A 16,057-nucleotide genomic window follows, 5' to 3' on the forward strand; every position below is an offset into this window, starting at 1 on the left:
AAAGGAGAAATCAGACTATGGAAAAACTTCACAAAAGGAAAAAAACATCGGTTGGGGATACCATCTTCGTGATATGTAATACCCTGTTCATGATTCTATTCGTGCTGATTACACTATATCCGATTCTGAATACAGTGGCAATTTCACTTAATGACGGTACGGATGCATTGAGGGGTGGGATTTATCTGTGGCCCCGAAAATTTACCTGGAAGAACTATCTTACCGTTTTACAGAAAGATAACCTGCTGACAGGTGCTTATATTTCTGTGGCAAGAACAGTAGTTGGAACTTTGCTGGCCCTGATTGCCAATGCAATTCTGGCATTTATCGTCAGCAGAAAACGTTTCCTGTTCAAAAAACAGTTGTCACTGTTCTGGGTTATTACCATGTATGTAAACGGTGGCATGATTCCAACATTCCTGCTGTACAAAAACCTGGGAATGACAAACAGTTTCTGGGTTTATGTAATTCCTGGTATGTTCAGTGCCTTTAATATGTTAGTTATCCGTACCTATATGAACGGTCTTCCGGAGAGTCTGGAAGAGTCTGCACAGCTTGATGGTGCCGGATACACAACGATTTTCTGGAAAATCACTTCACCGCTGTGTAAACCGGTGTATGCGACCGTAGCTTTGTTTGTGGCAGTTGGTCAGTGGAACTCCTGGTTCGATGCCATGCTGTACAACCGTATGAGCGACCACCTGACAACCTTGCAGTATGAGTTGATGAAACTGCTTTCTTCCGTTACCAATCAGGGTAATTCTGTAGAAGCTATGAAAAATGCAGCAGGTGCAGTTACTCCAACATCTGTACGTGCAGCAGCTACCGTATTGACCATGTTGCCGATTGTCTGCCTGTATCCGTTCCTTCAGAGATACTTTGTAGCCGGTCTGACCATCGGAGGAGTAAAGGAATAAGATAAAGATGGAAAAGGGAGCCGTTTACACAGGAATTTATCCAAATATATTCGAATTAGCCGGATATGAGAAAAAGGAAATAGAAAATAGAATAGATCAAATATTTCAGACTCTTTTTTATGGGAGTGATGAGGAAAGAATTTATCATTCCGTTGGTTGTGAGCTTGGATACATAGAGGATACCGGTAATCTGGATGCACGTACGGAAGGTATGTCTTATGGTATGATGATGTGTGTGCAGATGAATAAAAAAGAAGAGTTTGACAGGATATGGAAATGGGCAAGAACTTATATGTATATGACCGAAGGTGAAAATGCCGGATATTTTGCATGGTCCTGTGGAACAGACGGCACAAGAAACGCTGATGGTCCCGCACCGGACGGAGAAGAGTTCTTTGCAATGGCATTATTTTTTGCCTCTCATCGCTGGGGCGACGGGGAAGGGATTTTTGCTTATAGCGAAGAGGCAAAAAAGTTGCTGCATACCTGTATTCATAAAGGAGAAAACGGAGAAGCGGGACGTGCCATGTGGGATCCGGATAACCACCTGATACGTTTTATTACCGAAGTGGATTTTTCAGATCCTTCCTATCATCTGCCTCATTTTTATGAATTATTTGCACAGTGGTCTTACGAAGAAGACCGTTCTTTCTGGGAGGAAGCAGCGAAGGCAAGCAGGGAATACTTGAAGAAGGCATGTCACCCTGTGACCGGCCTGTGTGCAGAGTATGCAGAGTATGATGGAACCCCTTGCACAAAAGGGCAGAATATCTGGGGGAGACATGACTGGTATTACAGTGATGCCTATCGCACGATTGCTAATATTGCTCTGGATTATGCCTGGTTTGGTGCAGATGAGTGGGAAGTGGAAGAAGGAAAGCGCTTTCTGAAATTTTTCTGTGAGACAGCAGGGGAGGAACATCAGGATGGAATTTTTGCCATTGATGGTACGGTGATTCCCGGGAAAGCCCTGCATCCGGTGGCTATGACAGCAGTAAATGCACAGGCAGGATTGCTGGTACAGAATGAACATGCTCTTGCCTGTGTCCGCAAGTTCTGGAATACACCTCTGCGCACAGGAAACAGGAGATATTATGATAATTGCCTTTATTTCTTCGCTTTTCTTGCATTAAGTGGAAATTATAGAATCTATTAACAGGAGATATTGATATGCATTTTGCAAACAATCCAATTTTGCCGGGTTTTCGTCCGGATCCTTCCATCTGCAGAGTGGGAGACGATTATTATCTTGTAACATCAACCTTTGCTTATTTTCCTGGTGTTCCTGTTTATCACAGCAAAGATCTGGCTAACTGGGAGCAGATTGGTCATGTACTTACCCGGGAATCTCAGCTTCATCTGGAAAATGCCGGACATTCCAGGGGAATTTATGCACCGACCCTACGGTATTTTCAGGGGCGATATTACATGATTACAACAAATGTTTCTCATCGAAACAATTTTATTGTAACTGCTGAAAAACCGGAGGGACCCTGGTCTGATCCTTATTATCTGGATGAAGATGCTCCGGGGATTGATCCCAGTCTGTTTTTTGACGAAGATGAAGATGGAACAGTTCATTGCTATTATGTAGGAACAAGACCAAACCAGAAGCACGGAGTTCGTTATAATGGGGACTGGGAGATATGGGTTCAGGAACTTGATTTGAAGACAATGGAGCTTATTGGTGAAAGCAAAAAAATCTGGAAAGGTGCCATGCATCATGTGATCTGGCCGGAAGGACCTCACCTTTACAAAAAGGATGGTTATTATTATCTGATGAATGCTGAGGGAGGTACAGGACCAAATCACAGTATGACGATTTCCAGAAGCAGAAGTGTGTGGGGACCATATGAGGGCAATCCCAATAACCCTATTCTGACTCATCGTCATCTGGGAAATGATTATCCCATCACTGCTGTGGGTCATGGTGATCTGGTGGACGATGGCCATGGAAACTGGTATGTGGTTATGCTGGGTTCCAGAAAATGCGAAGGCTATGTAAATACAGGTCGCGATACATTTCTTGCGAAAGTGACATGGGAAGATGGATGGCCTGTTGTGAATCCGGGAGTCGGTATGCTGGAGTCGGTAGTCGAACTTCCGGGAGATGGGGCAGAAATGAAACCTGAAAGCCAGGTATACCATTTCTTCGAGAAGAAACTCCCGATGGAATGCATGACTCTTCGGAAGCCTCTTTGGGAAAAATACGATCTTTTCCAGAGAAGTGGATATCTGAGACTTCCGACTTTGCCGCAGACATTAAATGAAACATCCTGTCCTGCTTTCGTTGCTGTAAGACAGAAGGAATATCTGTATCTTGCATCTGCGGGAATAGAGTTTTCCCCCTGTGTAAATGGGGAGGAAGCTGGTCTTGCCATTCTGTGTGATGAGACACATCATGTTCGGTTTACCAAAATGATGTGTGACGGTAAGGTGCAGCTGGTACTCGATCGTCGTCTGGGTGACAAAGAAGAAAAACTGGCTGCTGAAGAAATCGAAGACGGATTTGTAAATCTGGAAATCAGAGGCAGAGGACAGAAGACAGATTTCTACTATAAAGTTCAGGGAAAAGAAAAGATGCTGCTTGTTTCTGATGTGGATATGACAGGATTGAGTACTGAACTGGCGGGCGGTTTTACAGGTTGCTGCCTAGGAATGTATGCATCCTCCAATGGTGAAATTTCAGAAAATCATGCGGACTTTGCATGGATGGCTATTGAAAACCAGTAAGAGTATCCGTTATAATAATTAAAGATTCTAAGCTGTGTACCCCCGGAAATTCCAGCGGAATTTCCGGGTACTATTATCTTGAAAAGGGTATCATGTTATGCAAAGCATGGTGCACCCCTCATAGCAGGTACACCGAAGCATACTTTAATTTCTAAGAGAGGAAACGGATATATGAGAAAGTACTGGAAACAATGTACACTTTTATGCTGCGTCGTAGCTCTGGTGGGAACAGCATTTTGGCAAATAGGAAATAGGAAAAAGTCGGAGATTAGAAAATATTCGGCTTTTTTTCCGTTCCAGGACAGGAGATTGATGAAGATAATGAGATAAAAAAGAAAATCGCGGAACTGACAGGAGCAGAATGTGAAGAGATATGGCTGGTAGGACAGACTTCCGATCAGGCTATTGCTTCCTATATTGCCGGAGGAGAGTATCCGGATTTTATTTCCGGCAATATTGATTTATATGAAGCAAATGCTTTGATTCCGGTTGATGAGTATTGGGATGAATACCCGAATCTGCGCAGTTATTTTACTGATAGTCAGTGGGAGCTGTTAAAACAGGAGGATGGGCATATTTACTGGATCCCCCAGTTTGGGAATCAAAAAAATCCATCAGAAGATATTCTGCATAATGGCGAAGCATTCTGGATACAGACAAGAGTATTAAAATGGGCGAAGTATCCGGAAATACGTACGTTGGAAGAATACTTTAATCTTATTGAGGCTTATGTGGACGCTCATCCTCTGGATGACCTTGTACCATATACTGTTCTTTGTGATGACTGGCGATATTTTTGTCTGGAAAATGTGCCGCAGTTTTTAGATGGCTATCCTAATGATGGCTGCTGCATTGTGAATCCAAATACATTAAAAGTGGAGGATTATAATACCACAGCCACGGCAAGAAAATATTACCGGATATTAAATGAAGAATTTCAGAAAGGAATTCTTGATCCAGAGTTCTACACACAGACTTATAGTGAGTATCTGGAAAAACTTGCTACCGGACGTGTTCTTGGTATGTCAGATCAGTGGTGGCAGTTTTATTATACCGTGGATGATATGTTGCGTCAGCAGGGAGAGGGAATGAATTATGTGCCTCTTCCCATTACAATCGACAGAAATGTACAAAATAAGTGGCATACCCAGAATGGAACTCAGCCAGATGTTTCAGGAGGAATATCTGTCACAGTAAGTTGTAAAGATGTAAAGGGGGCTTTTCAGTTCCTTAATGATTTGCTCAGAGAGGATATTCAGAAACTTCGTTTTTGGGGAATTGAAGGGGTAGATTATGAAGTGGACGAGAACGGATTGTTTTATCTGACCGAAGAGCAGAGAGATATGGTTGCTGATTCGCAGTATAAAAATACACATTTTTGCTCTTATGCTTATTTTCCACGATTAGAAGGAAATTATGAAGATGGAATCAATGCTTTTTCACCGGAATTTCAGCCGGAGGAATTTTATGCTGCTCTGCCGGAGGATGTGAAAGAATGTTTGTCAGCGTATGGATGTAATGACTATGTAGATATGCTGGGAAATCATGATATACCGGGAGAGTGGTTTCCCGTGTATGCCTATGCGGATATTCTGACAACGGGTTCTGAGGCAGGACTGGTATGGAAGAAAATGGATCAGGTGAAACGTGAATATCTGCCACAGCTGGTTATGACAGAGGATTTTGATTCTATCTGGGAGAAGTATATGGAAAGTTACGAATCCGTTCATCCGGAGATATTTTTTGCAGAAATGCAGAAAGTAGTGGATGAGCGGACGGGAAACAAAAGTGAATGATGACAAGGAGACTTATACAATGAAAGATTTTTACAATCCTTTAATTGGCATGGACTATCCGGATCCTGATCTGATACGCGTGGGGGATACCTGGTATATGATCAGTACAACCATGCACTTTATGCCGGGGGGTGAGATTCTTCGTTCTTATAATCTGGCAGATTGGGAGCGTGTGGGTTACGTTTTTGATGATCTGGATCATACACCGGCACAGTGTATGGAGAATGGAGAAAATATTTACGGACAGGGTATGTGGGCAGCATCCCTGCGGTATCATAATGGCATATTCTATGTGTGTTTTGTTGCCAATGATACCCATCGAACTTATCTGTATCAGTCAGAAAATATAGAAGGGCCGTGGAAAAAACAGTATATCGAAGGATTTTACCATGACTGCTCTCTTTTGTTTGATGATGACAGAGTTTATATTGTATATGGAAATACACAGATTTATATTACAGAATTAACTGCTGATCTGAGCAGTCCGAAACCTGGAGGATTGCACAGAAAGATAATTGAGGATACAGGAAATGTGCGTCTGGGATATGAAGGAGCTCATGCATATAAAATTAACGGTAAGTATTATGTATTTCTGATCCATTGGCCCAATGACGGAGCAGGAAGAAGAACAGAGGCATGTTTTATATCAGATAGCCTGGAAGGTGAATTTATCGGACGGGATATACTGGATGATGATCGAGGATATTTTAATTTCGGTGTGGCACAGGGAGGAATTGTAGATACCCCGGAAGGCGAATGGTATGCCTTCCTTTTTCAGGATTCTGGAGCTGTAGGGAGAATTCCGATTTTGGTTCCGGTAGATTTTACCCATGGATTTCCGGAATTTGGAAGTAATGGTAGAATAGTGGAACCAGTTTTGCTACGGGACAGAAAACCGGAATATGTATACGAACCCCTGACTGCGAATGACAAGTTTCAGTATAAAAAGGAAGATGGAAAAATATCGTTTCATAAAGCATGGCAGTGGAATCATGTGCCAGATGATCGCCTGGTTGACTGTGATGAAAATGGAGGATTAAAACTAACTGCTGGTTATTTGTACCATGATTTGTGTGAAGCACGAAATACATTAACGCAGAGAATGATCTGGCCCGGGTGCCGTGCTTCGGTAGTTGTTGACGGAACGAATCTTAATAATGGTGATTATGCAGGAATCTGTGCACTTCAGGGCTGTTATGGAATGATTGCCATAACGCGTGAAGGGGAGCGGTATTATCTGGTTATGCGTGCAGGAAGTCCTGCTGATGACAGTCGATATCCTGTCATCCGAAAAGGCGGAAAACCTGTGGAGTATGAGAGGGTTAAGTTGGATTGTGCGGTTGCTCATCTGGAACTCTGTGCTGATTTTTCTGATATGAAAGATATTGTAGTTTTCCGATATTGGAGTCATGGCGAGTGGAAAAGATTAGGGAGCGTACATAAATTGTATTTCAAGTTGGACCATTTTACAGGCTGCAGAGTTGGATTGTTTTGTTATGCATCTGAGAAAACAGGGGGAACTGCAGTGTTTCGTGATTTTACATTGCAGAATTTATGTATTGACAACCGATACCAGCCTTAGTATTATCTCATCTTTGACACTTAAGTAGATTAAAACACCTCGCAAACCCAGTGTTTATGCTGGTTGCGAGGTGTTTTGCTCTCGTTTTGAAGTATGGTAATTTATTCCCTGCCCTTACTTTTTTTCTGAATCGTTTTCATCTGACTTTTCGTAATGAACTGAAAGTCTGTTTCAAAACCGCACACTGAATGCAGAGTATCGGTTAGCTTATCCCGTGTATACAGAGGCATGAATCCCTGTTCCTGTACATCAGCAAAATTCATGGTTTTGAGTTTGTCCAAAATCGTTTCACAAGTATAAATGTTTCCTAAACTCTTTTCCAGATAACGGTAGATGACTAATGAAAGAAAACAGATCAAAAAATGTGCTTTGATGCGTATTTCATCTTGCAGATATACAGGTCTGGCTTCAAAATCGGTTTTCATGATGCGGAAACATTCTTCGATTTCCCATCGTCCCTCACTTACTTTCAAGATATCTTTTACATCATCGTACAGCAGATCTGTTGTTACTGCATACAATCCATCATAAAGTGCTTCGTTTTCAATCTTATCTGTATCCAGATAGTTTTTGATCTTCGCAATCTCACCATCTTCAGTAACAGCGGTCTTTCCGATAAATCTGGCTGGATCGTTTGGATTTTTTCGTTCTTTTTTTATCTTCCCGGATTTGAGCATTTTTTCAGCACGCTCCACTTGGGTATCACGTATCGCTTTCTGATATTTGGCATATTTAGGAGAGTATGTGATGATAAGACGTTGGTGCAGGGAATGCGGAGTATAAGGCTCATCCTTATAATATAATCCAGAATCGTCTTCTGGAATCCTTGAAAGATCAACCGGTGAATCATCCGAGACACGCTTAAAGCCTGTCTTATCCAAAGCCCAATTTTTATCCTCTTTATTTAGCTTTTTAATAGACTGAGTAACGATAAATGCCCGTTCTCCTGCATGATTGATTCTTTTAATGGCTTCTGAACCAAGCCCTGCATCGCTGCAGTAGATAAATTTAGTGCAGCCAAAATCCCGAAGCACTTTTTCTTCCAGAGGTTTTAATGAAGTCTGTTCATTTGCATTTCCTGGGAAAAGTGAGAAAGCAAGAGGGATTCCGTCTCCATCCATGAACATTCCCATCTGTATGATTGGGTTTGGACGGTGTTCTTTGCATTTACCGTATTTTTTGTCACCATCTTCCTGCTCGAGCTCAAAGAAATAGTTTGTACAATCATAATAGAGTATCTTATCATTTCTCTTTTCAAGAAGATGGCTGTTTTTGTATACCTCAGCTTGAATAAAATCACATTCGTTTCCTAATACATCAAGAGCCCGGTATATGTCATGCAGCTGATAGGAAGGTTTTTCCAAAAATTCAGAAGCTACTTTAAATGAGGAACGTTTACTTACTGGTTCTAAAATCCTGGCATAGATCAGGTCAGAAAGAATGGCATTGATATCATATTTGAATTTATGTTTGTCCCGAAGCTTTCGGCAAGTCTTATCAAGATGAAGACGATAGTAAAAAGCCTGCGGAAAAAGATATCCTCCCCGATAAAAGGCCTGCTGATTATAATCAAGCTTTTGGTCAGCATGAAAAGTTATCTGGACAGATTTAGTCTGTTGCTCTTTTTTGTATTTTATTGTTTCCAATCTGGCTTCTTCTCTAGCCCATTTCATAACATCATCACGAGTCGGTCCGTGCTCAGGGAGTAAATCTTTGAGTGTACCAAGTTTACGGACAATCACAGAAGTACTAACCCCTTTGTTGTTGATGTATCCTTTTGAAATATAAAAGGATTCTGAATTTTTTGATTTTGATGTCGTAACTCGCATAAAAAAATCCTCTATACCTTATTCTATCATATACTGCAATAAAATACAATAGATTAAAACAATAGATCAGGGTTGTTTCACGAACTATTTCAAGAGCATTTCTAACTCATACAATCTTAATTCTACATCTCCCATATTGTTTCTGTCGATCTGCTCACATAAAAAAGCGCAAATTATCCCTATCCCCTTTACAATGCCTTTTTTCAGAGATATTCTTTATACATAGTCAATACAGACCGGCTATGCCTTTAAACACATATCGTTCTCGCAAGTCTGCGTTGTCACAAAAACAGTCCATCATTTCTGTCATTATATTTGTGATACCTGTCTCGTGCATTGCCAGACGCAGGATGTTATATGCATATTTTCTGATGAGCGCCAGATTATTTCGGGATTTTTTGGCAGGTGAGCGATCTTCCCTGAATGTGTCGTCCAACACATGATGGAGCCGGTTTTCTATTGACCAGTGCATTCTTTTTATGCTGCCCAGCTCCTCTGCGGTAAGAATAAGGTCTGTTATCAGTGCGGTACACTGAATATCCTTTCCGACCCCTTCTTCCGCAGATGGTCCTGGAACTCTTCTGGATCCTTTTTTCATAAACTCTTCCCTGGATGGAGTGACATCGTTCTTCTGGCTGTCCTTTTCAACCGGCACTCTTACCTGCTTGATCCGTCCAATACTCTGAACGTTCGCCCATTCTTTTCGGCTTTTGGTCAGGTTTGAGGCATCTTTACATATTTGACAAGTCCTATACTCATTTCTGTCCCGATTTTTTTCCATCTGACTGATTTCTTCATATTTCTCAAGATACTCCCGCATTACAGGATCTGTAGTTTCGCCTTTTTTCTTTTTAGCAGTTTCCGCTTCCAGTTTGTCCATGAACGTATGGATCTCCTCATAAGCCTCTGGTTGGTTTTTCTTTACTGTCAGCACAAAATGTCCTTCCTGTTCATGGATCTGGTCCATGATTGCGGTCTGCGTTCCAATCGCATCAATCGTTATAATACTTCCACTGATATCCAGAAGTTTCAACAATTCAGGAATCACCGCAATCTCATTCGTCTTTGAATCTACAGGAAGCTGTGCAAGCAGCAATCCCCGGACAGTTTCCACGACGTTCAAAATCATTGGAGTTGCCGCACATTTTGTCTTTTCCGTTGCGCCACAGAGTGCTTTCCCGTCAATTGCAAGATGGGTATTCTTCGAGTCCACGATTTCTCCAATCCATTCCATAAAAGCACACAAGGCTAATTCCTCATCAATTCCGCTCAGCATCCGACTAATCGTGGAAGGCGAGGCGATCCCGTATTTCAATTCCATATGTTTCCGCAGCCATTCCAGGTTATGTTTGCACCAGTTAAGACTCCTGCGGATCGTTGTCCTGCCACAAAGAAATCCGATTGTGACACATACCAGCATTTCTGCCAGATCGTGTCTTTTCTCTCTGTTGCATCGATAATCTGGAATCTGCCTGAAATAATGAATCAGTTTTTCTGTCAGAAATGGTTTTTCAGCACATTTCCAGAGCCACCTGTATTTTCTCCAGAAGTTCCTGCTGTTCCTCATTAACTTTTGAAATGATTTCAGTTTTATCCAGACATACTAAATAGATTGTCTCTAACTTATGCAGTTCTTCCAGACCCACGCCCCATTTTTTATATATTCTGCGGGACAAAGACGATATCTGAGCTGCAAACTGATAACGAAAATCCGATTCTTTTTTCATCGTTCGTTTTTTCTGGATATAAGAAGTTGGAGATTGCTTGAAAAGAATAATAGAAAGTACATCTTCCCAATCATCCCCTAATGGTTTTTTCCAGTCATCCGGGCACAATTCCCAGACAGTTTTTGAAAACCCGTATTCCCATACTTCTGCATCTGTTAAAGATACCTTCTTTTTGTTGCTTTGTATTACCCCTTCCGGAGTAATAATGCCGATATAAGTATCGACCGGCTGCGGATATTTTTTCCCTTTTACACGCCGGGATGTTCTTTTATAAAGGTAATAAGAATCCCCCTTTTTTTCACGGTAGTTCCCTTTACACGGTGTTTTTGAACCCATTCTGGATATTTTTTCTCAGTTACTGGCATAATGTCCTCTCCTTTTCATATAGGTGGTACATACCTATACTTTATAGACATTACAGAATAAACGCATGAATGATAATTCCTTTAAAGTCTATCTTATAATTGGCATTATTTCCGATGCAATCTGTATGCGAAACCGACTAAATCTATCTTGTAACACACGATTACGTACATTTTGTGGAATTAGAAAATATAAATTCATACAAAAATATTTTATTACAGGTGCTAATTTCTGTTCATGCGTTTATTCTGATAGACATTATACCTCTACTTGACCTAAAAGTCGAGGGTTATACACGCTTATGTATAGCATATATAACCCTCGATGAAATCTGATCTTTTTAGAATTTTAAAATATCTTCATGAAACAACCCTGACAATAGATTTGACACAAAAAAAGCAGGTTTTATGCGACCTGCAAGTACTTTTTCTATAATTCAACTGTCAAACTCCCGCGTACACTGGTTGCGTATTTTCCTGATTTGGATTATACTTAAACTATCAGGAGAAAGGAGGAACGATTGTATGCCACAAACAATTCAAACACTGCTTACTCAGTATTTATCAGAAGTACAAAAGATTTACGGTGCACATCTCAAGAGCGTTATTTTATATGGTTCCTATGCAAGAGGTGATTATTCATCCGATTCTGATGTCGATATCATGTTGTTGGTGGATCTGACGCCGGAAGAAATGGATCCTTACTCCGATGCATTGTCGGAACTGGGATATGAGTATAATGTAAACTATGATATCTGGATGATGCCGGTTGTGAAAAACCTTCAGCATTTTAAGCAATGGGCAGCAGCATATCCGTTTTATACCAATGTACAGAAAGAAGGGGTGCTTTTATATGAAGCAGCCTGATTCGTTGGATGTTGGAACAAAAATGGATGTGGTCCGTCATCGTTTAAATGTTGCAAGAGAAGACCTGGATACGGCTAATCTTACATTTGAGGCAGGGCAGTATCGAGCAGCCAATAACCGTGCATATTATAGTATCTTTCATACCATCTGTGCGGTGCTTGCAAAAGAGGGTGTTGCTTTTAAACGACATAAGGATACGCTCAGCTACTTTAACAAAAATTATGTACAGCCGGAGATTTTTCCTCGTGAACTGGGAAGGAAAATTGTAAAGGCAGAGGAAATACGTCATGCAAGCGATTATGATACCTTTTATATTGCTTCCAAAGAGATAACTGCACAACAGATAGAGACAGCTACAAAGATTTTAGGACTTGCAGAACAATACCTGTTTGTGGAAGAAAAACAACAGGATAAAGGGTAACAGGGACATTAGAAACCGGTACATGGACAGAAAATAGTCTGTGTGCCGGTATTTTTTTATGGAGAAAATATCTGTGAACTATTATATGGATAATTTGTACTTTCCGATGATTTTAATGAACTTTTGGTGTCTGATTACGGACACTTTCTGAACTTTGTTCTGATACAATGGTTATGCTGATGAAAGAAGGCATAGAAAACTGAATTAAATTTGAGAGACGGAAGCCTCAGTAGTTAAAAAAAGACTACTGGGGCTTTTTTTCGTGCCTGAATTTCTCAGCCAATACCTGCAGGTTTTACCTGGCAGTAGTTGGTGGAGCAGGCATGAACCAGATCAGAGGACCGCCTTCTGAATTTGAAACTGGCAAACAAATTTCAAATTCAGGAGGACGGATATGTATATTGAACACCCATATTTTGTTGGAGACAAATATTTCGCAAAGGTAGACGGCGAATTTATAGAGATCACGAAAGAAGTGGCATATGCCATGAGTAATTTTTATCGAAGCAGCAAGCCCAGAAAAATTGAAGTAAAAAATGAAAAGGGGGAAGTCATTGGAATGAAAAATAGAGAAATACCATTCAGCAGCACAGGAGATGAAGAAAACGATTTTTCAATAGAGGATTACCCGGATATGAGGTGCTGCGTAGAAAACAGTGTAATTGAAAAAATCGAAGCTCAAAAGATCCATAAGGTAATCAATGGTTTGAGTCCGGAAGAAAGAATGATTATCTATGCGATTTATTTTGAAGATAAGACACAAGAAGAATTGGCTTCAATTATGGGAGTGTCACAACAGGTGGTAGCATACCGGTTGAAGAAGATTTTGAACAAAATGCGGGAGATTTATATGAAAAATAAAAAAAGTTGAAAAAAATTTTTGTAAAATCCCGAGTCACTTGACTTTAGTAATTAGGGAGAGTTTTAAGGACTCCTCAAAAGTACATTGACAGCTGAATATCCAGTAGTAACTGACGTGACATCTTATGCAGGGAGCACAAGGAAACTGCCGCCAAGACTCTGATGAATATCGGACGAGCGAATAAGCACTGACCGAAAATCAACTGGCAGGTTGATGATGCGACGATCTGTATAGGGTGCGATACACTTGCGGACTGTGAAAAGTCCGTAACCGGCAAACCTATGAACTGTCGGAGCCTGCGTGCGTGAGCATTTGGGTTGTGATCTGGCGAATGCAGTCAGATAGGTTATTATTCCCTACCTGCGAAAGCAGGATAAACGATTCGGGGTATCGAGGATAAATAGAATCGAGCGAGCACTGTTTAATAATCGAAAATTGGCTATAGAGGTTATGCGGCAGAGCGTTCAATTTGAATGACTCTGCCGTATTCCTGTGGAGCTAATAATGGATGCTTTACGATTAAATGTCAGGATGGGAGGAACAAATAAATGAAAATTGAAAGAGGCGATATCCTTATGGTTAATTTGGGACAGGTTCCGGGTACTTCCCTTCAGAGTGGAATCCGTCCGGTAGTGGTTGTCAGCAATAACAAAGCGAATACATACAGTCCGGTGGTAACGGTAGTGCCGTTTACTTCAAGGGTGTACAAAAAACGGTATCTTCCGACCCATGTGTTTATTAACTGTTATGAAATGGTTGGCTTGAAACGGCATGGGCTGGTACTGGCGGAACAGATCACAAGCATTGATGTTCAGAGTATCATCCAAAAATGTGGTCATGTCAGTTCTGATGCAATGCGGAGGATTACCAGAGCGGTGGAGATTCAGACAGGAGTTTATGAGGAGGGGGATTATGACAGCAGAAGAATATAGAAAGTATCTGGAACAGGATTTTAGAGATGTAAATATTGATGAAATGACAGATTTACTGACTGTGAAAGCAGACAGGAATAAAAGCCTGAAGGAACGGCGGGAATCATATCTGAATAAGGTAGGAAATCCGTATCTGGTCCGGATCGGCAATATGAAGGTCAAAGTAAGGTTTGCCAATAACGGGATATCTTTGGAGCAGGCATTTGAAAATATGCTTCTGAGTGTCTGAAAAAGTACTGGAAAGTTTGGGGTGGCTGTGCTAAAATGTCTGTAAGGACAAATTATGCAGCCCCCTTTTATTACATGGGTTTTTTGACGTAATAAGAGGAGGTAAGATATGTATCAGAATTTCAATAAAATCTATCGTGCCGCCATCTATGTCAGATTATCCAAAGAAGATGGCGATCTTTCCAGTTCTGCAAAAATGGAAAGTAACAGCATTTCTAACCAGAAGGCTCTGATTCTGGATTTCCTGAAAGACAAAAAAGATATAGAAGTTGTTTCCGTCCGGGTTGACGATGGCTACTCAGGCTCTAATTTCGAGCGCCCTGCATTCCAGGCTATGCTGGAAGATATCAGGCGTGGGATTGTTGATTGCGTAGTGGTGAAAGATTTATCTCGGTTTGGGCGGGAATACATTGATTCCGGGAAGTACATTGAACGTTTATTCCCGGCTCTTGGTGTGCGCTTTATTGCCATAAATGACAATTATGACAGCCTTCAGGGAAAGAATCAGGCCGATGAAATTATTATCCCATTCAAAAAATTAATCAACGATGCTTATTGCCGTGACATTTCCATTAAGATCAGAAGTAACCTTGAAATTAAGAGGAAAAAGGGAGAATGTGTGACACCTTTTGTGGCATTCGGGTATCAGAAAGTTAAGGCAGACAAGCATAAGCTGGAGATTGATCCGGTTGCAGGCAGTGTAGTACAGGACATCTTTAAGATGAAACTGCAGGGAATGAGCCAGGATGCGATTGCCAACCGCCTGAATGAATTGGGTGTGCTTTCACCATTTGAATATAAGATCAGCAGCGGGAGTCATTATGAAACCGGGTTCCGACAGAAAGAGCAGGCTCTTTGGAGTTCTGTTGCGGTACGCAGAATACTGGAAAATGAGGTTTACATTGGAAACCTTGTGCAGGGGAAACGTACGACACCGAACCATAAAGTGAAGCAGTCCTACGTAAAGCCGGAAGATGATTGGATCCGTATTGAAAAGAACCATGAGCCGCTGGTAAGTGAAAGGGATTTTGAGATCGTCCAACGGCTTTTGGGGATGGATACCCGTACTTCTCCTGACCAGAAGCAGGTGTATCTGCTGTCCGGCATTGCTGTATGTGCGGATTGCGGGGCACCGATGACGAGAAAGGTCTCAACAGTTGGTGGAAAGAAATATGCCTATTATTTATGTTCCACAAATAAAGAAACGAAACGCTGCTCCAGTCACAGAATCCCGGAAAAAGATCTGGAAAACGTGGTATTGGTAATGCTGAAACAGCATATCCATAACATCATGCATTTGAAAAGGGTGTTGGAGTTTATCGGGACTGTACCATTTCAGGAAATCAATGTGAAAAAACTCCAGGACAGGCTGGAAAAGAAAAAAATGGAAACAGAACGCTGTAAGGAACTCCGCATGATGCTTTATTCCGATATGAAAGAGGGCATCGTATCAAAAGAAGATTATGTAGAACTTCATGCAGCATATGGAAAAAGGCTTAGGAATGCAGAAGAGAGTATCCGGGCAATCCAGAAAGAAATGGATAACATGTTGGAAAAAGCAGATGCTTCTAACACATGGCTGGATTATTTTGTGAAATATCAGGATATTGAAGTGCTGACCAGGACGGTAATCGTGGAACTGATTCGGGAAATCAGAGTCCATGACAAAAAGAATATTGAGATCATCTTTGACTTTAATGACTGCTACCAGGCATTGTTGACACAGCTTCCGGCTATGGGAGTGGAGGTTGCAGCAGATCCGGATAACAATCTTCAGGTCAAGATAAAGGAGGTTGTATAA

The 16,057-nt window shown here is 41.2% G+C and carries 14 protein-coding genes; 11 read left to right on the top strand and 3 right to left on the bottom strand.

What is annotated here, in order from left to right:
- Positions 1-17 precede the first annotated feature (17 nt).
- The 5 genes from MUB35_RS23995 (at position 18) to MUB35_RS24015 (ending at position 7,028) form a co-directional block, all read left to right on the top strand.
- The gene (locus MUB35_RS23995) at positions 18-917 is read left to right on the top strand and encodes a carbohydrate ABC transporter permease (RefSeq protein WP_115625150.1); all 900 of its coding nucleotides are present in this window, start codon (positions 18-20) and stop codon (positions 915-917) included.
- 7 nt (positions 918-924) lie between these two features.
- On the top strand, positions 925-2,073 hold the full coding sequence (locus MUB35_RS24000) for a glycosyl hydrolase family 8 (RefSeq protein WP_115625151.1): 1,149 nt from the start codon (positions 925-927) through the stop codon (positions 2,071-2,073).
- Between the two features lie 14 nt (positions 2,074-2,087).
- A complete protein-coding gene (locus tag MUB35_RS24005; protein WP_115625152.1) occupies positions 2,088-3,650 on the top strand; it encodes a glycoside hydrolase family 43 protein in 1,563 nt (520 codons plus the stop codon).
- A 479-nt stretch (positions 3,651-4,129) separates the two neighbouring features.
- On the top strand, positions 4,130-5,446 hold the full coding sequence (locus MUB35_RS24010; protein ID WP_244806961.1) for a sugar ABC transporter substrate-binding protein: 1,317 nt from the start codon (positions 4,130-4,132) through the stop codon (positions 5,444-5,446).
- Between the two features lie 19 nt (positions 5,447-5,465).
- Complete coding sequence (locus MUB35_RS24015) at positions 5,466-7,028, top strand: glycoside hydrolase family 43 protein (protein WP_115625577.1); 1,563 nt, start codon at positions 5,466-5,468, stop codon at positions 7,026-7,028.
- 101 nt (positions 7,029-7,129) lie between these two features.
- On the opposite strand, the gene MUB35_RS24020 is transcribed toward MUB35_RS24015, so the two are convergent.
- The 3 genes from MUB35_RS24020 to MUB35_RS31080 form a co-directional block, all read right to left on the bottom strand.
- Entirely contained in the window at positions 7,130-8,857 is a 1,728-nt protein-coding gene (locus MUB35_RS24020) for an IS1634 family transposase (RefSeq protein WP_115625154.1), read from the bottom strand.
- A 226-nt stretch (positions 8,858-9,083) separates the two neighbouring features.
- Positions 9,084-10,358, bottom strand: coding sequence for an ISAs1 family transposase (locus MUB35_RS24025; protein WP_306799936.1), 1,275 nt, complete (start codon positions 10,356-10,358; stop codon positions 9,084-9,086).
- A gap of 10 nt (positions 10,359-10,368) precedes the next feature.
- On the bottom strand, positions 10,369-10,584 hold the full coding sequence (locus MUB35_RS31080) for a hypothetical protein (protein WP_243107841.1): 216 nt from the start codon (positions 10,582-10,584) through the stop codon (positions 10,369-10,371).
- An 887-nt stretch (positions 10,585-11,471) separates the two neighbouring features.
- On the opposite strand from MUB35_RS31080, the gene MUB35_RS24035 reads away from it, so the two are divergent.
- The 6 genes from MUB35_RS24035 to MUB35_RS24060 all read left to right on the top strand — a co-directional run bounded on the left by MUB35_RS24035 (position 11,472) and on the right by MUB35_RS24060 (position 16,057).
- Positions 11,472-11,813, top strand: coding sequence for a nucleotidyltransferase domain-containing protein (locus tag MUB35_RS24035; RefSeq protein WP_115625155.1), 342 nt, complete (start codon positions 11,472-11,474; stop codon positions 11,811-11,813).
- Positions 11,800-12,234: a HEPN domain-containing protein gene (locus tag MUB35_RS24040; RefSeq protein WP_115625156.1), complete on the top strand. Its 435-nt coding sequence runs from the start codon at positions 11,800-11,802 to the stop codon at positions 12,232-12,234. The genes MUB35_RS24035 and MUB35_RS24040 overlap by 14 nt, the downstream gene beginning before the upstream one ends.
- Before the next feature lie 394 nt (positions 12,235-12,628).
- The gene (locus MUB35_RS24045; protein ID WP_115625157.1) at positions 12,629-13,105 is read left to right on the top strand and encodes a sigma-70 family RNA polymerase sigma factor; all 477 of its coding nucleotides are present in this window, start codon (positions 12,629-12,631) and stop codon (positions 13,103-13,105) included.
- A gap of 539 nt (positions 13,106-13,644) precedes the next feature.
- A complete protein-coding gene (locus MUB35_RS24050; protein WP_115625158.1) occupies positions 13,645-14,028 on the top strand; it encodes a type II toxin-antitoxin system PemK/MazF family toxin in 384 nt (127 codons plus the stop codon).
- Positions 14,009-14,257 (top strand): DUF6870 family protein, encoded by a 249-nt coding sequence (locus tag MUB35_RS24055; protein ID WP_115625159.1) that lies wholly within the window; start codon positions 14,009-14,011, stop codon positions 14,255-14,257. The genes MUB35_RS24050 and MUB35_RS24055 overlap by 20 nt, the downstream gene beginning before the upstream one ends.
- Before the next feature lie 108 nt (positions 14,258-14,365).
- Complete coding sequence (locus MUB35_RS24060) at positions 14,366-16,057, top strand: recombinase family protein (protein WP_244806962.1); 1,692 nt, start codon at positions 14,366-14,368, stop codon at positions 16,055-16,057.

The sequence above is a fragment of the Blautia sp. NSJ-175 genome (genome assembly GCF_022867815.1).
Lineage (GTDB): Bacteria > Bacillota > Clostridia > Lachnospirales > Lachnospiraceae > Blautia > Blautia celeris.

Excerpts from the sequence above, each read along its gene's own strand:
- MUB35_RS23995 (WP_115625150.1), top strand. The coding sequence starts at position 18 with ATGGAAAAACTTCACAAAAGGAAAAAAACATCGGTTGGGGATACCATC.
- MUB35_RS24000 (WP_115625151.1), top strand. The coding sequence starts at position 925 with ATGGAAAAGGGAGCCGTTTACACAGGAATTTATCCAAATATATTCGAA.
- MUB35_RS24005 (WP_115625152.1), top strand. The coding sequence starts at position 2,088 with ATGCATTTTGCAAACAATCCAATTTTGCCGGGTTTTCGTCCGGATCCT.
- MUB35_RS24015 (WP_115625577.1), top strand. The coding sequence starts at position 5,466 with ATGAAAGATTTTTACAATCCTTTAATTGGCATGGACTATCCGGATCCT.
- MUB35_RS24020 (WP_115625154.1), bottom strand. The coding sequence starts at position 8,857 with ATGCGAGTTACGACATCAAAATCAAAAAATTCAGAATCCTTTTATATT.
- MUB35_RS31080 (WP_243107841.1), bottom strand. The coding sequence starts at position 10,584 with ATGAAAAAAGAATCGGATTTTCGTTATCAGTTTGCAGCTCAGATATCG.
- MUB35_RS24035 (WP_115625155.1), top strand. The coding sequence starts at position 11,472 with ATGCCACAAACAATTCAAACACTGCTTACTCAGTATTTATCAGAAGTA.
- MUB35_RS24040 (WP_115625156.1), top strand. The coding sequence starts at position 11,800 with ATGAAGCAGCCTGATTCGTTGGATGTTGGAACAAAAATGGATGTGGTC.
- MUB35_RS24045 (WP_115625157.1), top strand. The coding sequence starts at position 12,629 with ATGTATATTGAACACCCATATTTTGTTGGAGACAAATATTTCGCAAAG.
- MUB35_RS24050 (WP_115625158.1), top strand. The coding sequence starts at position 13,645 with ATGAAAATTGAAAGAGGCGATATCCTTATGGTTAATTTGGGACAGGTT.
- MUB35_RS24055 (WP_115625159.1), top strand. The coding sequence starts at position 14,009 with ATGACAGCAGAAGAATATAGAAAGTATCTGGAACAGGATTTTAGAGAT.
- MUB35_RS24060 (WP_244806962.1), top strand. The coding sequence starts at position 14,366 with ATGTATCAGAATTTCAATAAAATCTATCGTGCCGCCATCTATGTCAGA.